19 protein-coding genes and 1 pseudogene are annotated in these 22,244 nt (G+C 68.6%); 15 read left to right on the top strand and 5 right to left on the bottom strand.

Annotated elements, in window-relative coordinates:
* Positions 1 to 248 precede the first annotated feature (248 nt).
* From ABZ659_RS33345 to ABZ659_RS33405, 13 genes are all read left to right on the top strand, one after another.
* Complete coding sequence (locus ABZ659_RS33345; protein WP_360227861.1) at positions 249 to 1,652, top strand: helix-turn-helix transcriptional regulator; 1,404 nt, start codon at positions 249 to 251, stop codon at positions 1,650 to 1,652.
* A gap of 63 nt (positions 1,653 to 1,715) precedes the next feature.
* Positions 1,716 to 2,714, top strand: a complete 999-nt coding sequence (locus tag ABZ659_RS33350) for an asparaginase (protein WP_360227864.1) — start codon at positions 1,716 to 1,718, stop codon at positions 2,712 to 2,714.
* A 33-nt stretch (positions 2,715 to 2,747) separates the two neighbouring features.
* Complete coding sequence (locus ABZ659_RS33355) at positions 2,748 to 3,215, top strand: PPC domain-containing DNA-binding protein (protein ID WP_360227867.1); 468 nt, start codon at positions 2,748 to 2,750, stop codon at positions 3,213 to 3,215.
* A 546-nt stretch (positions 3,216 to 3,761) separates the two neighbouring features.
* Positions 3,762 to 5,000 carry a helix-turn-helix transcriptional regulator gene (locus tag ABZ659_RS33360; RefSeq protein WP_360227870.1) on the top strand — a complete coding sequence of 413 codons (1,239 nt, stop codon included), beginning with the start codon at positions 3,762 to 3,764 and terminating at the stop codon, positions 4,998 to 5,000.
* Between the two features lie 109 nt (positions 5,001 to 5,109).
* A complete protein-coding gene (locus ABZ659_RS33365) occupies positions 5,110 to 5,550 on the top strand; it encodes a hypothetical protein (protein ID WP_360227873.1) in 441 nt (146 codons plus the stop codon).
* On the top strand, positions 5,550 to 5,744 hold the full coding sequence (locus ABZ659_RS33370) for a hypothetical protein (RefSeq protein ID WP_133910671.1): 195 nt from the start codon (positions 5,550 to 5,552) through the stop codon (positions 5,742 to 5,744). Before ABZ659_RS33365 ends, ABZ659_RS33370 begins: the two co-directional genes overlap by 1 nt.
* 217 nt (positions 5,745 to 5,961) lie before the next feature.
* Positions 5,962 to 6,654, top strand: a complete 693-nt coding sequence (locus ABZ659_RS33375; protein WP_360227876.1) for a hypothetical protein — start codon at positions 5,962 to 5,964, stop codon at positions 6,652 to 6,654.
* Between the two features lie 351 nt (positions 6,655 to 7,005).
* The gene (locus ABZ659_RS33380; RefSeq protein WP_360227879.1) at positions 7,006 to 8,535 is read left to right on the top strand and encodes an amino acid permease; all 1,530 of its coding nucleotides are present in this window, start codon (positions 7,006 to 7,008) and stop codon (positions 8,533 to 8,535) included.
* Complete coding sequence (locus ABZ659_RS33385; RefSeq protein WP_360227882.1) at positions 8,535 to 9,965, top strand: glutamine synthetase family protein; 1,431 nt, start codon at positions 8,535 to 8,537, stop codon at positions 9,963 to 9,965. The genes ABZ659_RS33380 and ABZ659_RS33385 overlap by 1 nt, the downstream gene beginning before the upstream one ends.
* 31 nt (positions 9,966 to 9,996) lie before the next feature.
* On the top strand, positions 9,997 to 10,494 hold the full coding sequence (locus ABZ659_RS33390) for a helix-turn-helix transcriptional regulator (RefSeq protein WP_306503061.1): 498 nt from the start codon (positions 9,997 to 9,999) through the stop codon (positions 10,492 to 10,494).
* Between the two features lie 133 nt (positions 10,495 to 10,627).
* Entirely contained in the window at positions 10,628 to 11,512 is an 885-nt protein-coding gene (locus ABZ659_RS33395) for an aminoglycoside phosphotransferase family protein (RefSeq protein WP_360227886.1), read from the top strand.
* Positions 11,513 to 11,690: 178 nt separating this feature from the next.
* Positions 11,691 to 12,737, top strand: coding sequence for a phosphotransferase (locus ABZ659_RS33400; protein WP_360227889.1), 1,047 nt, complete (start codon positions 11,691 to 11,693; stop codon positions 12,735 to 12,737).
* A 201-nt stretch (positions 12,738 to 12,938) separates the two neighbouring features.
* The gene (locus ABZ659_RS33405) at positions 12,939 to 13,505 is read left to right on the top strand and encodes a hypothetical protein (RefSeq protein WP_360227892.1); all 567 of its coding nucleotides are present in this window, start codon (positions 12,939 to 12,941) and stop codon (positions 13,503 to 13,505) included.
* 174 nt (positions 13,506 to 13,679) lie between these two features.
* On the opposite strand, the gene ABZ659_RS33410 is transcribed toward ABZ659_RS33405, so the two are convergent.
* The gene (locus ABZ659_RS33410; RefSeq protein ID WP_360227895.1) at positions 13,680 to 14,354 is read right to left on the bottom strand and encodes a hypothetical protein; all 675 of its coding nucleotides are present in this window, start codon (positions 14,352 to 14,354) and stop codon (positions 13,680 to 13,682) included.
* A 70-nt stretch (positions 14,355 to 14,424) separates the two neighbouring features.
* The gene (locus ABZ659_RS33415; RefSeq protein WP_360227898.1) at positions 14,425 to 15,702 is read right to left on the bottom strand and encodes a hypothetical protein; all 1,278 of its coding nucleotides are present in this window, start codon (positions 15,700 to 15,702) and stop codon (positions 14,425 to 14,427) included.
* Positions 15,703 to 15,997: 295 nt separating this feature from the next.
* Here ABZ659_RS33415 and ABZ659_RS33420 point away from each other — a divergent pair, with 295 nt between their 5' ends.
* Positions 15,998 to 16,411, top strand: a complete 414-nt coding sequence (locus ABZ659_RS33420) for a hypothetical protein (protein WP_360227901.1) — start codon at positions 15,998 to 16,000, stop codon at positions 16,409 to 16,411.
* A gap of 181 nt (positions 16,412 to 16,592) precedes the next feature.
* On the opposite strand, the gene ABZ659_RS33425 is transcribed toward ABZ659_RS33420, so the two are convergent.
* Both ABZ659_RS33425 and ABZ659_RS33430 read right to left on the bottom strand, forming a co-directional pair.
* Positions 16,593 to 17,426, bottom strand: a complete 834-nt coding sequence (locus ABZ659_RS33425; RefSeq protein ID WP_360227903.1) for a hypothetical protein — start codon at positions 17,424 to 17,426, stop codon at positions 16,593 to 16,595.
* Positions 17,427 to 17,726: 300 nt separating this feature from the next.
* A complete protein-coding gene (locus tag ABZ659_RS33430; RefSeq protein ID WP_360227906.1) occupies positions 17,727 to 21,248 on the bottom strand; it encodes a transcriptional regulator in 3,522 nt (1,173 codons plus the stop codon).
* Positions 21,249 to 21,405: 157 nt separating this feature from the next.
* Here ABZ659_RS33430 and ABZ659_RS33435 point away from each other — a divergent pair, with 157 nt between their 5' ends.
* Positions 21,406 to 21,570: a hypothetical protein gene (locus tag ABZ659_RS33435; RefSeq protein ID WP_360227908.1), complete on the top strand. Its 165-nt coding sequence runs from the start codon at positions 21,406 to 21,408 to the stop codon at positions 21,568 to 21,570.
* 130 nt (positions 21,571 to 21,700) lie between these two features.
* On the opposite strand, the pseudogene ABZ659_RS33440 reads toward ABZ659_RS33435, so the two are convergent.
* Positions 21,701 to 22,198: pseudogene (locus tag ABZ659_RS33440) on the bottom strand (hypothetical protein).
* Between the last annotated feature and the right edge of the window lie 46 nt (positions 22,199 to 22,244).

Raw genomic sequence — 22,244 nt, forward strand, 5'->3', positions numbered from 1 at the left:
AACTGCAGACACTCCTGGCCACCTGGACCGGCGCCTGCCCCACCTGCCACCGCGACATACCCACACTGATACGAACCTGACCAAGCCCTACTAGGAGTGAGACCGGGATGGCTCGCGGGGTGGAACGGCACTGTTCGGTGTGCCGTGCGACGCTCAGCCGATTCAACGTAGGACTGCGGTGTGGGCCCTGCCAGGGGGGTGGTGCAGCACCCCGAGTCGGACGTGAGTTCTGGGTGGAACCCGCAGTCGTGGCAGCGATCCGTGCCTGGGATCTCGGTGTGGTCGTGCGGCTCTTCCGGCAACACACCGGCCTCTCACAGGCATCGGTCGCCCGGCTCGTCAACATCGACCAAGCCGAAGTGAGTCGGCTGGAGCGCGGCCGGAAGAAGATCCGCGACCGTCGCCAGCTCGCACAGTGGAGCGAGGCCCTTGGAGTGCCTGACGGCCTCCTGGGACCGTTACCGGATGCCGACCGGCCGTCGTCGATGGCGGACAGCTCGGGCAACCACCTGACGCTTCCTGACGGACACGGGCAGCTCCTGCTGCCCGCCGGGCGGAACCTGCCGCCTACGGCGCTTCCCACGCTGACAGGGCCAGTCGCCTCCTTACAGGGCGACGCTCTGCTTCTCGCGTCGAGCGGGGAGGCCGAGGCATGGAGTCGGATGCCGCTCAGGGCCCTGCTCGCCGTGCACCACAGCGGAGACGGGACACAGCGGTACTTCGTCACGGATGTGCGCGGGGGCGCCCGTGACGAAGCCGGAAGGCCCTTCGCCATTCCCATGGCCTATGAGTTCGACGACTTCACCTTGGGGATCCTCTGGGCTGCGGCAGGGTTCGACTCCGCCATCCTTGGCGACGACGCGGCGCTTTACGGAGAACTGGACCTTCCACCACAGGACTTGCCAGGAGTAGGCCGTCAGTCGGTCACTCTCGACGGCCTCACCGACGGCTCCCAGATGCTCGTCGGCTCGCGGGCATGCGCCCGGTTCATCCTTGACCAGCGCGACCAGCTGGCCGGCGATCCGGTCTTCTGGACCCGCGAACAGCGAGGGGAGGAAGCCGCGACCTGGCTGCTCTTCGAGCACAAGCACCGCTACCTTGAGTTGATGGCTCCCGCGCGAGCACACGACGGCGTCGGACGAGCCTTCTGCGTTCCCCACCAAGAGGTCGCCGCCTCGCCCATGTACGAGCGCGTGCTGCTGTTCCTCGCGATCGCGCTGATGGAGTCGTACGGCATCACGACCTGGGTGACCGACGAGGCGGACCTCCAGCAGACGGAGGGCTTTGCGCTAGTTCCTGGTCACCGGGCCGCCATAGCGACCTGGGTACGCGCTGAATCCGCGCCCCAGACCGCTCTGACTTCCGGGGCGCGATCCCTGCGGGCCTTCGCGGGCATCACGGGCCACGCGCGAGCACATAGCGTCACCATAGGATCGACCTCCGGGGAGCGCTTGGCGGCGACTTCGGACTATCTCGGCCTTGACCGAGAGTGGTTGACCCACCGCTGCGGACAGCTTGCCGCTGTGGGAACCACCGGCCTCGCCCGGCCACGAAGCCGCCACCTCAGCCTTGATGCCTTGGACAGAGCCTGCGCGTACGTGGCGGCGGAGTTACAGTCCGAGGCCGGTGACCCTGTGGGAGCGACCCGATAGCCTGCACGGAAAGATCTCCGAGGACGAGATCCAACCAGGCTGCGCGGATCGGAAGTTGGGGCGATGGCAGGCGTGACACGAACGGTGGCTGTCTACTCTCTCGGCGGCACCATCGCCATGACCACCGACCCGGCGACCGGGGGAGTCGTGCCGGCTCTCTCCGCCCATGACCTTCTGGCGGCTGTCCCCGGCCTGGATGGTCACGGCATCGACCTGCGCGTGCACGACTTCCGCCGGGTGCCCGGTGCCTCGCTCACCTTCGACGACCTCACGGAGCTCGGCACCGAGATCGACAAGGTCCTCGACGGCGGCGATGTCGACGGGATCGTGATCACACAGGGCACCGACACCATCGAGGAGACTGCGTTCTTCCTCGACCTCCGCCACGGTCACAACCAGCCGGTCGTCGTTACCGGTGCCATGCGCAACCCCACCATGGCCGGCCCTGACGGACCGGCCAACCTGTACGCGGCCGTTGTCGCGGCAGCCGACCCGCAACTGCGTGGAGCCGGGGTGCTGGTCGTCCTGAATGACGAGATCCACGCGGCACGACATGTCCGTAAGGCGCACACCACCAGCCCTGCCGCCTTCGCGTCATTCGGCGCCGGACCCATCGGCCGGATCGCGGAGGACCGGGTACGGCTGGCTTCCCCGTTGCCCGATCGATTCGTTCCCCTGGCACCGGCCGTCCGTGACCCACGCGTGGGCCTTTACACGGTCAGCCTCGGCGACGACGGCACGCTGCTCGAAGCCTGGTCCGGCCAGTGCGACGGGCTCGTCGTCGCTGCCTTCGGCGTGGGACACGTCCCACAGCGACTCGTCGAGAGCCTCGAACGGCTCGCCGTACGTGTTCCCGTCGTCCTCGCCTCGCGCATCGGCAACGGCCCGGTCCTGACCGGAACATACGGTTTCCCCGGGTCGGAGAAGGACTTGATCAGCCGGGGGCTCATCCCGGCCGGCGACCTCGGCCCGTACCAGGCCCGCCTCCTGCTCCAGGCCTTGCTCGCCCAGGACGCGGCCCGCGAGAGCATCGCTGAGAAGTTCGCCGTTTTCGCGCGCTGATCCCGCACGTCAGCCACGCCCGAGAGGACCCGCATGCGTGCCCATGAACTGACCACCGGCCGGACGTTCGGCGTCACCTTCGACCACGGCGAGGACTTCTTCGACGCGCTCTCCGCGTTCTGCCGTGACCAAGGAGTGCGGCAGGGCTACATTCCCTCGTTCATCGGTGCGTTCGCCGAAGCCGAGATCGTCGGCGCCTGCGAGAAACTCGAAGACCCGGACGCCCCGGTCTGGGCCAGGACGTATGTCACCAACGTCGAAGTCTTCGGTGCTGGGACAATCGCCCACGATCCGGAGACGGGAGGCATCCTGCCGCACATCCACGTCTCCGCCGGGCTGAAGGCGCAGTCGGCCGACGGCCGTACCAGCCACCTCCTGAGCGCCAAGGTCCAGTTCCTCAGCGAGCTCTTCGTCGTGGAAGTGATCTCACCGGCCATGACCCGGCCTCGAAACCCCGAACTGTACGACGTGCCACTGCTCACTTTCGGCCCTCCGGAGTGATTCCCTTGCGGAACTACAAGGTCGTGATCGTGGACGGCGACGAGCACGCGCGCGGATTCGCCGAGGCAGCGCTCAGTGCGGAGTCGGCTGCTGTGAAGACCCGTGGCGTACCGGCATCCAGTCTCAGCCACTCTCGCCTCCTTCCTCGCACGAGATAGCACGGGTGCCGTACTTCACGAGAGAATGAGGCAACACGCTCAGGTAGTCCCGTCGCGCGAAATGAGTGACCACTGTCCGTAACGGGATGCGGCTTGTTGATCGCAGCAGTCGAAGAGAGGCGCGGACAATCTGTCCGTAAGCAATTGCTCCACAACCCTTGACGACCGAGTCGCGATGGCACTCGAATCTGGACCATTTTCTTCCTCCTTGCCCGCGTTTACGTAAGTTCCTCAAATTGTGCTGGGGGTCTCGGGCGCGACACCAAGGGGCTTCTCCCCGTGGGCGCCCCGCTGCCAGCTCCGTTAACACTTGGTGACCAGGGGCGCGAGTTGGGGCGTTTTCCGTACCCTGAGGCGAGTGCTCCATCGCGAAGGGACAGATCCACCGATGAGTGAAAACCTGACGCTGGGAGATCGTCTCCGTACAGCACGCAGGACACGGAAGCTGTCTGCTGCTCAACTGGCACAGAAGGTCGCAGTCTCCCCGAGCTACGTGCAGAAGTTGGAGTCCGGTGCGCGGAAGGCTTCACCGTCGCTGGTGCTGGCACTCGCGAAGGCGCTGCGCTTCGGCCCCGAGGTCCTGACCGGCCAGCCCTACTACGGTGAGCCGGAAGCCGAAGACGGCGTCCACGCCGTCATCCCTGAACTTCGCCGCCTCCTGCTCTGCTACGACAGCCCCGACGACCTGGAGATCGCACCGCGTGCGCTTCCCGTGCTCGCCTCGGAAGTCGACCAGGTGGCGGCCCTGCGCCGTGACGCCCGCTACGCGCCGATGGGCCCCCTGCTGCCGCCGATCATCACCGAGTTGACGCACGTGGCCCTTGGCGGCGGCAACGGCGACCAGAGCAAGGCGTTCTGGCACCTGGCGCGCGCCTATCGTGCCGTGAACTCCCTTGCCCACAAGATGGGCCACCACGACCTGTCGAACACGGCGCTGGAACGCGTCCGTTGGGCCGCCGACCGCTCCGGCGACCCCCTGATGCAGTTCACGGCCGGTTACCTCGTCGCGGGAGCGATGCTCCGCCAGGGCGCGTACTCGCCGGCACGTCGCAAGCTCCTCGCGCTGCGGACCGAGCTGGAGCGGTTCCAGCCGGAACGCTCCTTCACGCAGGACGCGCTTGCCGTCGACGGTGCGCTGCTGCTGAAGCTGGCCGTTCTCGAAGCCCGTGAGAACAACTCCGATCGCGCCGACGAGTACCTGAGGGAGGCGGAGCAGGTCGCGGGCATGGCAGGCAACCGCGACTCCCTTGCGTACGAGATGTCGTTCGGCCCGACGAACATCCGCATCCACGAGGTGCACGCGATGATCGACATGGGTGACACCGAGCAGGCTCTCGCCCGCCTCACCGAATGGTCCCCGGTTTCCGGCGGCGAGTGGGCGCCGCCCAGTACGACCGTCGGCGAGCGGTCGAGCCACCACTTCATCGACGTGGCCTCCGCGAAGCTCGCTGTGGGCGATCGGCCGGGTGCCTTCGCGGATCTCAAGCGCGCGCGGAAGGTCGCGCCGAACCATACGCGGTTCCACCCGTCCGTCCGCGAGACGACTGCTGCGCTGCTCAGGATGGACTCCCATCCTTCCAACGAGCTGTCTGCGTTCGGCAGTTGGACGGGACTTAGCACAACCTGAGCTTGTGTCAAGGGCTTTGGCGGGAGAAGCCCACGGACAGTCTGTCCGCGCACAGTAGCTTGCTGAATGGAATGGTCTCCTCACACCCAGTGGTGAGGAGGCCTTTTCCATGTCCGACGACAATCCCGCGGCTCGCGCGGTCCCGCCGCGCTGGATGCCCATCGGCGAGGAGCCGGAGCTGTGCTCGGCCGGCGAGTGGTGGGATGCCGTACGCGCCGTGGAGGCCGTGGGCCGGCGCGCGATCGAGATCCTTGGCGAGGGTGGCGAGCCGGTCGGCCCTGTGATCCTGGACCACGAGGGTCCGGAGCCCCGGCTGTACTTCCTGGTTCCGGTGGGCACCGCAGCCCGCTGGGAGGAACCTGGGACCGTTGCGCTGGGGGAGAAGTGCCACGTCGTCGTGCCGTCCGCCGAGAGCACGACACCTCCGGGGATGCACTGGCACGTCTTCCCCCAGGCCCCGCGATCGCTGACCCGGGCCGATGCTCTGCGCCGCGCGCTGAGCCAGGCTCGCAGGGAGCGACGGGGGTCCGCGGAGGAAACGGCCTCCTGATGGCTCTGAGCATCTCGTTCGTGCTGTTGCTCGGCATCGTCGTGGTCGTTCTGATCCGCAGCAAGGCCGTGAAACCCGGGCCCGCGATCGTCTGCGCGCTCTTCGGGTTCTTCCTGTCGAGCACGTCGATGGCCCCGAGCATCAACCGGTTCATGACCAGCATCGCGGACATGATCGGCCAGATTCGCTTCTAGGCAGCCCGACCCGGTGCCCGACTCGGGCACCGCTTCGCCTCCCAGCGGCGGTGCACCCACCAACTTCGCGGCCCCACCCCCCAACTCGCCTGAGGCCCCCGATGACACTGACGTTCAACCCAGAGCGCACGACGCCACCTCGCACAGTTCGAACACGCCGGACGAGCGGCCTCGAACTCGCGTTCCGCCACCGTCCCGTTCACGGCGGGGGACTCTGATGCGCCTCGTGTATCACCCTGCCGGCCACGACGACGACCTGGGCGTGGCCCTGGTTGAGTTGCAGGCCGGCCGCTGGAGAACGGCACGGCAACTGCTGCTGGCCACGGCCACGCATTGGGCACTGCGAACGTCACGCACCCAGCTGCTGGCGGTGGCAGCCGCCCGGTCGGATGTGGTGGGCGTGTGGCTCGACGAAGAGCCCGGCAGCTACGACGCGCAGTTGATGGGTGCCCGCGTGGCCGTCGAGCGGGCGCTGCGCGCGCACAGGCAACAGCATCCGCAGACGCTGGAGTTCGAGTTCAGGGCTCGGCGTGACGCGCTGCTGGCGGCGCGTCGCGCGCTGCATGATCCCGTGCCCTGGGTGTGCCTCCTGGCTCTGGCGCAGATCGACACCCGGCAGTTGCGCCAGGAACATCGCGTGGATGCCGGCGAGCCGATGTTGCCCAGCGGTCCGTGGGGGCTGTTGTACGAGGTCAACCGGCGTGACCCGTACAACCGGGAGGCCTACCACCGGGTGCCTCCCTGGCCGCGGTCGTCGACTTCGGTCGGGCCGTCGCCTCGCAGCGGCCCGTCGGATCGGCACTGCTGCTTCTGCCCGCGTACGCGCAGGTCGAGCTCCGACGGCGATCGCGCGTCGATCCGCTGTGGCGGCGACAGTGGGCGCAGGAGTCGACGCTCGACTACACGCTGACCGCGTTCCACGACTGGTTCCACAAGACGCACGGCGAGCGGCGCTCAGTGGCTGACCTGAGCCTTCTTGCCTACGCGTTGTGGGCAGGCCACAAGTACCTGGAAGCCGCCGAGGTGTTCGAGGCGATGGGCCCGTACGCGGCCCGCGAGCCGTGGGCGTCGGTGCATGAAGGGGCCGTGGGGCCAGACCCGGGTGAGGCGCTGCTCCTTCGAGCGCGCGCCGAGTCCCTGTCCTACGCCCGTACCCGTAGGCCGCGCGCCGGACCGCACCCATAACCGGAATCCGCTGCCCACGAAGCCGCATTGGCATGAACCTGTCCATTTGTTTCTCTCTGAGCTTGGAGACTGACCTGTGTCTCGCTTGAGTCCGAACCACCGTGCGTCGTCCCGGAAGTCCGATGACGCATACCTGCGGGAGCTCGGCTACGAGCCCGTGCTGACCCGGCGCATGGGGCCGTTCGGAAACTTCGCGATCTCCTTCAGCGTCATCAGCGTCCTGTCCGGCTGTATGACCCTGTACGGCTTCGGCCTGAACACTGGCGGCCCGTCGGTGATGCTGTGGGGCTGGCTCGTCGTCGGCGCCATGGTGATGTTCATCGGTGCCGCCCTCGCCGAGGTGACCTCCGCCTATCCGACCTCCGGAGCCCTGTACTACCAGGCGGAGCAGCTCGGTGGCCGGAAGTGGGGCTGGTACACGGGCTGGCTGAACCTGCTGGGCCTGCTCGGGGCGATCGCCGGCATCGACTACGGGGCCGCGCTGTTCACGGGTGCCCTGTTCAACCTGCAGTGGGGGTTCGAGCCGACGCCGGGCAAGATCATGGTGATCTTCCTGTGCATCCTCGCCCTGCACCTCGCCCTGAACCTCTTCGGGGTCCGGCTGGTCAGCATCCTCAACAGCATCAGCGTCTGGTGGCACCTCGGCGGCGTCACGGTGATCGTCGGCGCTCTGGCGATCGTCCCCTCCCACCACCAGTCCTCGGACTTCGTGTTCGGCGAGTTCGTCAACAACACCGGCTGGAGCCCCCTCTACGCGGCGGTGCTCGGTCTGCTGCTGGCGCAGTACACGTTCTGTGGTTACGACGCCTCCGCGCACCTGTCGGAGGAGACCACCGACGCCCAGGTGTCCGCATCCCGCGGGATCATCCACGCGATCGGCTGGTCGTGGCTGGCCGGGTTCGTCCTGCTCGCCGGGCGCACGTTCGCGATCCAGGACTACGCGGGCACCGTGGGCACGGCGACGGGGGTGCCGCCGGCGCAGATCTTCCTGGATGCCCTAGGCGTGGCGGGGGCGAAGGCACTGCTCCTGGTGGTGATCATCGCGCAGTTGTGCTGTGGCAACGCCGAGACCGCCGCGGCCAGCCGGATGGTGTTCGCGTTCTCGCGTGACGGGGCGCTGCCGGGCTCGCACCTGTGGCGGCAGGTGGACCGCCGTACTGGTACCCCGCGCATGGCCGTGCTGCTGGCGGTCGTGTGCGCAGCCGTGCTGGCCCTGCCGAGCCTGTACAGCCCGGTCGCGTACGCGGCGATCACCAGCATCAACGTGGTCGGCATCACCCCGGCCTACGCGATCCCGATCTACCTGCGCATCAAGAACCGGGACCGCTTCCGACCCGGCCCTTGGAACCTCGGCAACTGGGGCGTGGCCGTCGGCGCGATCGCCGTTGTCTGGGTGGTGTTCGTGACGGTGCTGTTCTGTCTGCCGCAGACCCGCCCCGCCGACGGCGCCCTGGTGTCGGTGGAGACCTTCAACTACGCGCCGGTCGCTCTGCTCGTCGTTCTGGCGCTTGCTTGGGCGTGGTGGCGGAAGCAGGGCAGCTCGTACGAGGTGCCGACCCAGAACTTCGACCGCTCGGCGGCCACGTACGAGGACGAGGTCGTCTGATGACGAGAACCACGAGCGGCAACGGCACCGTGGCACGCCTGACTGCCGCGTCCGTCCCCGAGCAGCGCGGGCGCTCCGAGAAGGCCTTCTCCCTTTCCGACCTGCGGAACCTCGTCAAGGCGGGCGCCATCGACACGGTGCTGCTCGCCGTCCCCGATCTGCAGGGGAGGCTGAAGGGGAAGCGATACGACGCGGACCACTTCCTCAAGCGCGTCGCGCATCACGGCGCCGAGGTGTGCGCCTACATCCTGGCCACCGACATCGACATGAGCCCGGCGGACGGCTTCGCCCTGACCTCGTGGGAGACCGGCTACCAGGACCTGTCCGTGCAACCGGCCCTGTCGACTCTGAGCGTCGTGCCGTGGCTGCCACGCACCGTTGTCGTACTCGGCGATGCCGTCCACCACGACGGAACGCCGATCGACATCGCACCCCGCCAGATCCTCCACCAGCAACTGACCCGGCTGTCGCGGCACGGCCTGCACCCCAAGGCGGGGATCGAGACCGAGTTCGTCCTCTACAGGGGCACGTACGAGGACGCGGAACAGGCCAACTACCAGGGCCTGCGGCCGTTGACGACGGGGAACCTGGACTACGCCCTCGATCACGACCCCGTATCCGACCGGTTCCTGCGCCGTCTTCAGCGGGCGCTCGCCGGCGCGGGGATGCCCGTGGAAGCGATCAAGACCGAGGCCGGTCCTGGCCAGGTCGAGGTGACCTTCCCGTACGGTGGCGCGCTCACCGCCTGCGACCGGCACCCCCTCTTCAAGCACGCCGTGCGCACCCTGGGTCTGCGCGCCGGTCTGGCACCCACGTTCATGGCAGCCCCGGAAACCGACCGAGCCAACGGCCTGCACCTGCACGTCTCGCTGTGGTCGAAGGCCATCAGCCAACTCAACGAGCCCGGCAGCGAGTACGGGCTGTCCCAGATCGGTGAGCACGCCATCGCGGGTCTGCTCGCCGGCCTGCCAGAGTTGGGCCCGTTCTACGCGCCCAACGTCAACTCCTACAAGCGGTTCACGACCGGCTCGTTCGCGCCGACCACGTTCACCTGGGGCCGCGACAACCGCACCTGCGCGGTCCGTGTCGTCGGCCGCGGTGAAGGGCTGCACCTGGAGATCCGTGTGCCGGGTGCGGACGCCAACCCGTACCTGGCGCTGTCGGCGGTACTGGCGGCCATCGACCACGGTATCGAGCGGAAGCTCGCCCTTGCTCCCGAAGCGACCGGCAACGCCTACCGGGCAGGCGGAATCCCCGTGCCACCCGCCCTCGGACCGGCTCTGACCGCCTTCCAGAACAGCGTCTTCGCGCGGGAAGCCTTCGGCACCGGGGTGGTCGAGCACTATGCCCATCTCGCCCGCCTGGAACTCGCCCACGACGAGTGCCTCGTCACCGACACCGAGCGGCAGCGATGGCTGGCTCGCGCCTGACAAGTCCGCCTCACAGAAAGGATCCACAACCGTGAGTGCCCGCCCGACCCGCCCGCCCGCGACGCTTCCGCTGACACCCGCACAGCTTCGGATCGCCCAGAAGGTCGCGGAGGGCGAGAGCACCCACGCGATCGCCTCCGAGCTGTCCATCACCGTCGGCACGATCAACGTGCAGCTGAAGCACTGCGGACAGAAGCTCGGTGTGAGAGGCCGGGCCGCCGTCGTCCACGCCTGCTTCGTTACCGGGCAACTCCAGCGTCCCGAGACGGCCGCCTCCCCGGAGGGCTTCTCGGAAACGGAGATCGAGACATGGCGGATGGTCGCGATCGGTACGACGTCACAGGAGTTCGCGGACCGGGCCCGCATCAGCCGTGACAGCGCGCTGGCGCGGGTCAAGGCCCTGCGAGAGCGCGTCAAGGCCGAGAACGACCCGCACCTCGTGACGCTCGGCTGGAGCTGCGAGGTGCTCGACGAGTCTCTGACCGAGATGGCCTCCGGGACCGTCCTCCGCGTTCCCACCCCCAGATGACCAGCTCAGGCGGCACTGTCAGTGCCCCCTGGCAAGCTACCCACCCACAACAGGACACTGAGTGCATTCGATCCATCACTCATCGTGGCGCGGTCGGAAGGCTCGGCGAGCGGAAGGGTGCACCGTGACCGACATGCCCAGCGCGCTCCACCACCTGGTGGAGTCGGTGACCGACACGTACACGGTGGTCGCCGAGCACCCCAGGCCCGGCGACATCCGGCCTTCCGTCTGGGAGCTCAACGGGCCTGATGGCGAGAGGTGGTTCGGGAAGCTCCACGCGGGCCCGAAGCTCCACCACCGCGAGGTGTCCGCGTTCCAGAAGTGGACCGTGGCCATGGGCGCCGGCCGTGCACCCGAGCTGGTCGCCGCGGACACGCAGACGCGCACCGTCCTGATCACCGCCGTGCCCGGACGCGGTCTCGACACGCTGCGTCTGCCGGCCGAGCAGGAACGGGCGGCCTACGAGCAGGCCGGCGAACTGCTCGCCCGGTTCCACACCGCGGCAGCCGACGAGCCGACGCAGGAAGCAACGGAGGAGGCGTGGGACGAGGTGGTCGCCCAACTGCTGGACCGGACGGCGGCGTACGCACCGGAGCACGACCTCGCGATGGTGCGCACGCTCGCCGAGGAAGCTCCGCCGAGCCTGCCTCAGGTATCCCAGCACGGCGACTACATGCCCAAGAACTGGATGTGGGACGAGACCGAGCAGCGTCTGCGGGTCATCGACTTCGAAAGGGCCGAGTTTCGGTCCGCCGCCTACCGGGACCTGAGCCGGCTCCGCTACCGGATCCTGAGCCACCGCCCCGACCTCAACGCCGCCTTCCACCACGGATACGGCCGCCCCCTCACCACGGAGGAACTTGTCGCATGCCGGGCGTACGGGGCACTGGACGCCCTGGACTCGCTGAACTGGGGGATCAGGCACCGCGACGTCGGCCTGGTCGACGAGGCGCACATCATGCTGGAGAACCTGCGCCTGGAGACCCGCAAGCAGACGTGGGGCGGGTGGCGTACGTGAACGTCTGCGCTCGAACCTCCGCGGCTCCACACCTGTTCGCCGTTCGTCGCGATGACTTTGAACAGACCGTCACCAACACCCTCACCCCATTCGTCGACAGGCAAGTGCTCACGGAGGACAACGCCTTCACCCCCCTCACGGCATGCCGTCCCTCCGCACACGAAGGTCGGTGATCTGTATGGACGAAACAGGCTGGGGCGAGACGCTGACCGCTGACGTGCTGGAAGACCGGTACGGGCTGGTCGCCGACATAGTCGAACCGGTGCACATGGGCACCGACACCATCAACCGGCGGGTCCTGACGGACGACGGGCTGCGGCTGTACGTCAAGCAGTACCCGTCGATGGCCGACCTGGACGAGGCGCGCAACGCGTGGGACATGTCGGAATACTGCCGGGCCGCGAAGCTCCCCGTTCCGCGGGTGTGGCCCGACGCCAACGACAACCTGGTCACCATCGCGGGAGGCAGTGCGTGGGCCGTGGTCGACGAGGCTCCCGGACGGGTGAACCCCTCGGCGATGACGGTCCCCCTCGCCGAGCACCTCGGCGTCGTCATGGGACGCATGCACCGTGCGCTCGCCGCGTACCCGCTGCCGAAGCGCGTGCAGCAGACCCGCTGGCGGACCGAGCCCGTCGAGGACGCCGCAGCGAAATGCGACGCCGTGCTGGCCAGAGCCACGAGCCAAGGCCACGACCGTCTCGACCAACTGCGCGTCGACCTCGACCAGAGGCGTGAGGACCTGCGGACCCACGTCCACCTGTTGCGGGCACATCTGCCCGAGACCCTGGCAGAACAGACACTGCATGCGGATCTCAGCCGCACCAACCTGATCACCCTCGCCGACGCAGTCACCGGCGTCATCGACTTCCGCTGCGCCAGCGCGATGCCGGCCTGGGAGTTGGGGCGGGCGGCGTTCGACCCGCGCACCGTCGCCACCAGCACTGATTGGGCCGCTTGCGCCCTGGCCATGGTCGGGGCCTACCGCTCGGAGCACCCCAGCCTTCCGATGCGGGAGGTGCGGGCATGCGCCCGGATCGCGCTGCTGTACATGCTGTTCAGCTTCTACGGCGCCACCACCGCCGAGTACGACCTGCCGGGGGAGGCGGAGGCGGATCTTCAACGGCACTGGTGTGAGCGCCAGATCGCCATCCGCCGCCTGCTCAGTGACCTTGAGGGCCTCGAAGACGAGCTCAACGGCCTTGAGGGGAGCGGAGGCACATCGTGACCAACCAGCACCTTCCGACCGCGCTGAACGAAACGGCTGGCAAGCGACAGCCTCAACCACCAACGGCACACAGGGGGACGTCTTGGCGTATCAAACCGTGATCGGTCCGCACCTGGTACTCATCCGCGAACAGCGTGATCCGCTGGGACTCCTTACGCACTCCCTGGCCGGGCACCGCGTGTCGGCGGAGGGCTGGAGCCGATGACAACCATCCCGAAGCCCACCGCGACAACCGCGCCGACCGGCGAGGCGGAGGTCTCGGATGAGGAACTGAAGTTCGTCATCCCCGGCGACCGCCGTATCGAGGCCGCCAACGCGATCACGACCCGTGCGATGGCCCGACGACTGCCCCAACTGATCCGCCGGTCCCTCGCACTGGGCTGGCAGGTCGACCGCGCCGCGGTCATCGCCCTGCTGGGCGTGCAACTCCTCTCGGGGGTGCTGGAAGCGTTCGGGCTGATGGCCACCACCGGGGTGATCAAGCCGCTGATCGCCTCACAGCACATCAGCGGCGACCAGCTCCGCTCCGCCGTACCTTCCCTCGCCGTCCTGTCGGGGGCCATCGGTCTGCGCGCCCTGCTGGGCATCGCCTCCACCGCGCTGTCGGCCCGGCTGGCCCCGCGTATCGCCCGGGAGGCCGAACTCGAGCTCCTCGACGCGGCGACCAAGGCGGAACTCGCCGCGTACGACAACCCCGGATACAACGCGGTCAGCCAGGCGAGGGAGCCGAAGGCGATGGCGGCGCCGAAGACGCCGAACAGGAGGTAGAGGAGCGCGTCGGAGCCGGTGGTGGTCGAGGGCGCGCTGGTACGTGGTGCGGACATGGCGGGTCCAAGGAGGGGGAGAACGGACAAGGCGAGGCGGGGCGCGCGGCGCTCTTCTGCTGGTCATCGGGGCAGCTCCTGTCGGGGCAGGGGACGGCAGTTGGGGGTCAAGCCGAGGTCATCGGGTGCGTGGCGACCGGGGCGGTAGGGCGCTGGTGGGTGGTTCGGATGCCGCGCCGACGGAGGGCGCGGTCCGCTGAGCGCCGGCGTGTGGGGAGGAAGCGCGGGCGGCTCGGCGTCGGTCCGCTTCCGGGTTCCGGGAGGCGGGCGGCTCGTTGTCCGCGACCGCGTCGTTGCCGACGACATCGCTGAGCGGCTCCCTGGTCCGCAGTGCGGGCACCTCGTCGCGGTACTTGGGGTCGCTGAGTTGAACAGGGCACGCGGCGATCATGTCCCCGGCGACCTCCAGCTCCTCCTGGACGTCCCGCAGCATGCGGGTGGCGGCGGCCAGCCGTGTCCACGTCTCGAAGGTCGGGTTGTGGTGCGGGCTCTCGAAGGTCAGACGGGCTCGGGTCCAGTCGGCCGCCGCGGCCACGAGTTCGGTCAGCTGGGGGAGCGCCCCGAGGGCTCCGTTGACCTCCTCGATGATTCCGGCGACCTCATGGGGAGTCGCTGTCTCCGTGAGCCGGGCTGTCATCCCCGGGACGGAGTACGGGTCGGCCGACGGGTGGGGCAGGTGTCGGACCTGCGGGGGCGTGTCGGAGCCGGGCGCCTTGCCGCTGTAGGCAAGCCGGATGTTGTGCTGCATCGCGGCGCCTACGGCGTCGCCGATGCTCGGGTAGAACTCGGGCACTGTTCCTCCTTGGGCGGGGAGTTGGGTCGGTGCCGGGTGGGTTGGACAGATCCCTCGGACCTTGGCCGGTCTAACGGGTCCGAGGGCTTGTGACCTGCGGCGCACCTACGGCTGTACCAACCTCCGGCGACGGAGTTCCAAGCGCCGAAGACGCCTTGGCCCTGTCCGCCGCGGGTGACGTGGCGAGAGCCGCGTTTCGTGCGTCGGGCGGGGATGGGGACTGCGTCTGCGCCCCGGTGTGGTCCTGCCGCGAGTCGTTGACACGGTGCAGTTCGCGTCCCGCTCCAACGAGTTCCGATTGCGCCGCGCTGACGAACTCCGCGGCGAAGCCGAACCGGTCGGCGAGCGCGTACGACTCGTCGTCGAGGTCGGTGATCTGTTCGCCTGCCGTCTCCAGAGCTTCCCGGAGGCGTTCCAGGACGCCGTGTTCGGGATGAAGGAGGTGATCGACCGCCTGGGCAAGGTCGGCACCGTTCTCGGCGGCCCTGATCTGGTCGGTCAGCCGGAGGACTTCGGCTCCGGCGGTGTAGAGCCCGAGAGGGTTGGCCGGGCTGGTCGACCGGCTCGTGTCGAGGTCGGGGTCCAGATCGACGCTGTACCGGGCGGCGCGGAGCATCTCGGCTGCGTGGGAGGCGATGGCGACGCGCTCAGCCTGCGGGGTGGTGGTCGCCAGGCGGTGGCGACGGCCGTACCAGTCCTCGATCTGCTGGAAACCGGCGTGCTTGAGGAGCGTGGCGGACAGGTCGTCGCTGGCGCCCTTCGCCGAGACGCTGCCGCTGGGCTCTGCGCTGATGGTGATGTAGGGGGCAGGCACGTGGGCCTCCTGGGCGCGGGGTGTCGGGCGCGGGGCCGGGGGCAGGTGGCCGAGTTCGGTGGCGATGCGGTGGCACTCGGTCTGGAGACGGAAGGCGTCGCGGTAGGTGCTGTGGTGGCTGCCGTCCTCGCGGGCGAGGGTGGCCACGACGTGCACTTGCCGTGCTTGGTTACGCACGGCGATCCACCGGCAGGCGTCCGGATCGCCCTCCGGGGCGATGCCGGTGGCCGCCACGACCCGGCGGGCCACCTCGGCCCACTGCGCGTCGGTCGGGTCGGGGTGCCGGGGATCGGAGCGGACCGAGCAGAGCCACACCGGCCGCTCGGGAGCTCGGGCCCCGAGGCGCTCGACGGGTGCGTCGAGGGCGTGGGCCAGGTACGCCGGCGCGTCGGTCTGGGCGAGCATCTCGATCGGGGCACCGTGGCCGTCCCCCGCGATCAGGCGGGGGTTGGTGTGGTTTCCGCGCTCGCCTGGCCCGTACAGGTACTCAAGGAGGCCGGCGGTATGGCTGGCACGCTGCAGGTGGGCGATCACGGCGTCTACCTCGAAGGGGAGTGGTGAACGGGAGCCCGGGTGGTCGGGCCGTCGAGGAGAGAGGATCCGCGGAATCCGCGATTTGGCCTGGCCGGAGATGGGTGGTAGACGCCTGAGGTCACTGCGGCTCGTCGAGGCCCTGGTCGTAGGCGGAGTCCGCGCAGGCCGAGCGCGCGAGGTACGCGTCGTTGTGGAGCCAAGCCCAGCAGCCGTCTTGGCGGATGACGATGGAGAAGGCGCGTGAACTCCACCAGGTACCTTCTGCGCGAGGCAGGCGATACGGCATGATGCCGACATGTCAGTGACGAAGCCCAGCAACTCGCAGACCCACCAGGCAGGACGCCACCTTGCTGTTGCCGAGGCGTTGCTGCGCGGACTCCCAGCGAAGCCACGGGGAGCTCAGACTTACATTGAGGTCGGTGAACATGTTGCTCAGGTGATGGTGGCTGCCAAGGGCGCTTGGATCATCGCGGACATCGACAAGTTCACTGCTCTCACGTGCGACCGAGTGGTCTTGGTCAACGTCACCGATGGTCGCGACTTCTACATCGCTGAGGGCGACAAGCTGCGAGCTGAGGTGCGTGCCCGCCACCGGGAGTTTCTTGAGCGGGTAGGAGGCACCCGTCCACGAAACCCCGATTCCAGGAACACCGTTATACAGCCTGCGCATGTAACCGAATGGCGTGATCGGTGGGAACTTCTCACGTAGCTCGCCGACTGCGCCAACGCCTGGTGCGAGATCGGAAGTTGGCCGACCGCACCCGGGAGCGGAACGAGTCCGTGACGCGGCTGCACATCCTGCCCACCTTCGGAGCGGGAACCGCTGTCGACGTCACCACGGCCCGAGTGCGGAGCTGGCGGGGCAAGCTGCTGGCGTCCGCTCGGGGGTGTTACGGCAGGTCTTCTAGCCGGGCGAGCAGGCCTGCGGCGGTGGCGACGGCCGCGACGGCGTCGGCGCGGGTCCAGGTGAAGTGCTCGGTGCTGCCCGTGTCGTCGTGCGGGGCGCCGCTGAAGAGGCTGTAGGCGCTCTGAGTGAGCACCGCCCAGCGCTCCTCTTGGTCCCGGTCCGCCGGCTTCTTCGGCGCCCGTGCGTTGACGTTCACGGTGTCGCATGCCTCGCGTACGGCATCGAGGGCCTGGCGGGCGAGCGTCACGGCGTGCTCGTACCGGCCGTCTCGGATCGCGGTCTTCGCCTCGCGGATCCGTCGGGCCGCGGTAGTACGGTCCTCCACCTCGGTGATCGGGATGAGGACGTCGACGAAGGCGCCAGCGTCGAGCTGGGTGATCGCATTGCTCCACGTCGCGTGCGGGATGCGTATGACCTCCTGGTCGGAGGCGACGGGCCAGTGCTTCGCCTCCGCCAGGGCGGTCAAGGTGAGATTGGCGCGCAGGGTCAGGTCGGCGCCCGCCCGCATCTTCTCCAGGCCGCGCAGCTGCTGGTCCGTCACAATCGTCTCGAGCGTGAGCATCGTCCCGAACGACTTCAACCCGATCGGCCCCGACGTGGCGTGCAGGACGCCGATCCAGCTCGCGGGGTTGGGCATGTCGTGCGTCCAGAGGGTGCCGGAGACGAGGAACGGTGCGTCCTCGGCGTAGTCGCCATGGGGGTGCACCTCGAAGCTCAGGGCGAGACGGTGCACGTCCCAGCCTGGGAAGAAGTTGACGTACGGCTGCGCCCGGATGTTGACGTTGTAGCCGTTCGGTCCGAATTGGAAGTTGGCCATCGTTCCTCGCCTGGTTGAAGCCTTGCCTGATGGTGGCAGGTCGACCGTCCCCGGCGGCAGCGGTTTTGTGCAGGGCGCCGACTGGCCAGTGCGCGGGGCGATGAACAGGCCGCACGGGTGCCTCGTCCCGGCCCTGAACGCCGCCTCCGGCCAGTGGTCGCGGGCCGTCGTGGAGGCAATGGCCCCGGACGCGCTGCCACAGGAGCCGATCGCTGGCGGAGTGGCGGCGGGCAGGTCGCGCAAGTCGATGGGAGAAGGCAGCAGTGCCTCCGCCGCGCAGAAGCACGCGCGGCGGGTCAGTTACCAAGGCTGTGCGGTGGTGCCGTCCGTGTTCAGGCCGAAGCGCCACAAGTCCTCGGCATCTTCACGACGACCGTTGAGTTCTCGCAGTCGTGCGAGCTCCTGCACCGCGCTGGGGTGTCCGTATGCGAAGGATGCCCGGGCGAGGCGCTCGGCGCCTGCTAGGTCTCCCTCGGCTTCCCTTGACCGCTGCAGTGCCAACATGACGTCGCGGTCTCCGGCGGCTTCGGCCTCCTGGTAGAAGCGCTTGGACTGCTCCAGATCGCCGGCTTCCTCGTGCCATTGCCCCAGTTCCACGAGAACCATGGGGTGCCCAGCGAACGCGGCTTCGTGGGCGAGGCGCTCGGCGCCCTCACCGTCGCCAGCACACCAGAGCTGCTTCGCGAGGTCCCGGAACGGGCCGGGATCTCCGGCTTCCAGGGCTTCTCGGGCAAAGCTCTCGGAGCCCTCGCTGTCCCCGGCCCGGGCACACCGCTCCGACATGATCCTGAGTCCGACAACGTGCCCGGCTTCGGCGACCAACCGATACAGACGGTCGCTACCCTCACGGTCCCCGTGCATCGTCCAACGCTTCGCCAGTTCGAGGCACGAGCCAGGATCCCCGGCTTCCAGCGCCTTGCGAGCAATGACTTCCGCGCCGACAAGGTCTCCGGCTCGCAGACGCCGCCCAACGAATGCCCGCATGGCCCCGATGTCCCGGGCGTCGACAGCAAGCTCGTACAGACGTTCAGCGCCGTCACCGTCGCCACGTCTCTCCCGTACCTGTGCCAGAGCCCCCCACACCCCGCGGTCCCCGGCCTCCACCGCCAGCCGGGCAAGACGCTCGGCGTCATCACCGTCGCCACGCCGCTCCAACCCCACCGCCAGTATCCTCAGCCCCCGAGGATCGCCGGCGTCAGCGGCCCGCTGGTACAGGAGATCAACGCCCTCACCATTCCCGTTCAGCACCCGCACCGCGGCCAGCTCCAACCACGCGGTGGCGTTCCCGGCCTCAGCTGCCAGCAAGTACAGGCGCTCGGCACTCTCCGTGTTTCCGCGCCGGGCGGCGATGTTCAGGAGAAATCGGGTGTCGCCGGCGTCGGCGGCCTCGCGGGCCAGGCGTTCGGCGTCTTCTCCCCTGCCTGTGTCCTCTCGCATCTGCGCCAGGACGCCCAGGGCGGCCGTGCTTCCGAGCGTGGCAGCCTTGCGGGCGTACTCTTCGGCGCCCGCCCCGTCCCCAGTCTGCCCCCGGAGGACACTCAGTTGGTACAGGGCGATGGTGTCCCCGGCATCGGCGGCTTGGCGGTATAGCTCGTCGGCTCCCGCATCATCGCCGGCCTGCCGCCGCAGCACAGCCACTTCACACAGCGCGGCACTGTGCCCTTCCTCCGCGGCCCGGCGGTAGAGCGTGGCTGCCTGGCGCAGGAATCCTCGGTTGCGAGCGGCTTCGGCCAGGGGGACCAAGTCGTCGACAGCGGTGACATGCTCGGCGGCGGCATCCCAGAAGCTGTCCGGTGGAAGTACGCCACGACGGGTGCGGGCGGTGTGCTGCTGGAGGTAGTCGGCCAGCTTGTAGTGCGGGGTGCCGTGCTGCGGCGCACGCCGGGGGCGGATGGCCTCCAGCGGTGCGAGGGCGCCGTGGCAGGGTTCTTCGCATTCGTCCAGGGCCTCGGTAATCCAGGTGCTGGAGAGGCGGTTCCACTCGCTGTCGGTCAGATAGTCCACCGCGGCGTGTTTCAGCAGGCCGAGCGGAAGGTCCGGGCCGTGGCCGTATCGCCGGGCATCCGCCGCGGCATCCAGGACCGCCCGGGCGGCAGCTGACGCGTGGTCGTATCGGTCGATCAAGTGGGGCGTACCGGCGAGGTACTGGGCGATGGCTCCGCCGACTGCTTGGTCGCGGGCCTGGGCGAGGCGGGGGTCCTGTGCGGCGAGTTGCCGAAGAGCGGTGAGCTCATCGCTGGTGAACGAATCCGGCAGAGTGAGCTTGGTGCCGATTCCTGTCAGGAGTTCACGCTGCTGGGAGAGGACGTCTTCCTTGCCGACTGGCGGGCGTCGGGTGAGGGTGCGCCACTTGTCCGGCCACAGGGTCGCCAGCACCAGGACAGGTCCCCGGGCCGGGTCGGCGAGGAGGACGCGCAGTTTCGCGGTGACGTTCTCGGCGGTCTTCGGCGCGCAATCCAGCAGGTAGAGCTGGGCTTCGTTGAGCCAGATCACAGTGTGCGGACGCACGGACTCCAGGCCGGTGAGCGCCGCTTCGGGGCGGCTGGGTGCGAGCGGATGCCAGACCTTCCAGTGGCTGGGCAGTGCCTGGATTGCCTCCCAGCAGGCTCGGGTCTTACCCGTGGAGGAGCCGCCGATCAGTGTGACCATGGCGCTCGTTCCGGAGGCCGCTCTGTTGATGATGCCCGCCAGCTCACGGTCATGGGCGCGCGGCACGTACAGCGGCAACGGGGGAAGGAACGGCGGAACAATCTTGTCGACGCTGACTGCGCGGTGGACCTCCAGCCCGAAGGGGTCCAGCTTGTCGAGGGGCGTGCCGGGGGCGTGCTGGGCGAGGGCATCGTGCTGGGCACGATGGCCCTCGACGACAGTCGCTGTGCGGACAGCTGCACCGTCAAGGGGCGCGACGGCAGTCTGCCTCCAGCCGTCGGCCGGAGCGCCGTGCGGCGGGCCCTCCACGATGAGAGTGAGGGGCAAGGCGGGCGTTCCGCCCCGGGACCCAGCGGGTGGCACGGAACTCGACAGCGATGTCGAGGGGCCGGCAGGCACGGGAGGGAGCAGTCCCTTGGCGTTGAGAAGGTTGATCACTTTGGTGTAGACGGGGATGAACTCGTCTCGCGCTCGGCATGCCTGCCTGTTGAGTTCGTTGCGCTCGGCGCTGGTACCGGGATAGCTGATCTCCAGGACATCCTGACCTTCGTCGGAGATGTCGTTCATTCCGTTGAGCTCGAAGCACAGGGCGCCGAGGGATTCGACGAGTTCGCGGTGGGCTTCCTGCAGTTCGGGGTCGACATAGTCGGGCCGGTCGGTCTCCAGGGGTCGGTGAGCGTCGCAAACCAGGTCGCTCACGGTCAGCGGGACCTTGAACATCGTCTCGGCGTTCTCGAGCCAACGGAGCCATGAGCCGTCGAGCGGGAGGAGGCGCAGCAGCCGCGCGGCCTTGGCCACGTCGCCGACATGCGGCGCCGCCACGGCCGGGGCGACGAGCTGTGCGGAGCGGTCCGCCGGCTCCTTCGGCACCGCGGACGCATCCCGTTCGTCGGCCGCCTCCTTGCGCCGGTCACGCCACCAGTTGATCCCCCTCGGCAAGACGCCGTTCTTCTCTGCCCGGGGTTCGAGCAGCTGGATCAGGTACCGGAACGGCCTGTCGTCCTCGGGAACGTAGTCGCCCTTGAGCCAGTTGCTGAGCTTGCCCCTGCCCAGCTTCACGATTGGCGTCTGCTTCCTGCCCTGCGTCTCGATCTGGGTGTACGAGAGACCCGAGGCGTCTTTCAGCTTCTGCAGTTCCCCGGCCAGCCGGTCACGCGCCGACGTCTCCCCCATGGGTCTCCCTGTTCAGTCCGAACCCCTCGCTGAACACTATCTTCACCCGCGCTGGCCTGGCCTGACGCCCTGTTCAGTGGTTCAGGCCCCTCGCTGAACACCCCGGCGCTCCGGCCCCCTTGTCGTCGTCACCCACGACGACACGAGGGAGCAGAAGATGAAGATCACCATGAAGCGGGCGCAGCACCGGCGGCCCCAGGCGCGGGGGCGCCGGATCGCCCTGGCTGCGAAGAAGCTGTGCGAGTGGATCGTGCAGGGAGCCTCGTCCGGCGCCGTACGGGAGATCCTGCGGTACGCCCTGGACCTGTGGCTCCAGATGTGACTGCCCATGGCCCCCACCTGATGTTGCCGGCTACCAGGGCCCCGGTCCCCGGACAGGAACCGGGGCCCTGCCGCCGGCAGTGGCGCAGCGGTTCAGGCACGGTGCCCCGCCGAAACGGGGCACCGGGCGGTCAGAAGTGGGGGTTCTCGGTGGGCCGGTCGGCTACGGTGGCCGCCTTGAGCAACTCGGTCAGGTCGCCGGGCTCGGAGGAGCGCTGGTCGATCCACCACCCGGCGCGGGTGATCGTGCGAGCCGTATCCTCGATCTCTTCCCACTCCGCCTCGTTGGTCTCGCCTTCGAGGACCAGAGCGGTGTAGGCGGCAGCCAGGACCTGGTGGCGGCAGCGCACGCCCCAAGCGACGGCGCGCTCGCGGCCTTCGAGGGGCGGCATCCGGTACTGCTCCGACCAGGCTTCGGACTCGGCCTGCTCTTCGGCGTGCTTGGCCTCCAGCCAGGCGGCCTTGTCCTGCTCGTTGCCCTCCTTCGCGGCACGCCAGCAATCGGTTCACTCCTGCTTGGCGAGCCACTCGGCGAACCCCGCGCGACGGTCGGCCGCCCGGTCGGACAGGTCTCGCCGAGCCTGGTGCCCACAGGAATGGGTGATCTGCCAAATGGTCTTCACGGCCATGGGAAGGGCTCCTTACGGGAGTTAGGTCAGCGGTTGCGGGAGAACG

Origin of the sequence: Streptomyces sp. NPDC006997 (genome assembly GCF_040635175.1) — a bacterium.
GTDB lineage: Bacteria > Actinomycetota > Actinomycetes > Streptomycetales > Streptomycetaceae > Streptomyces.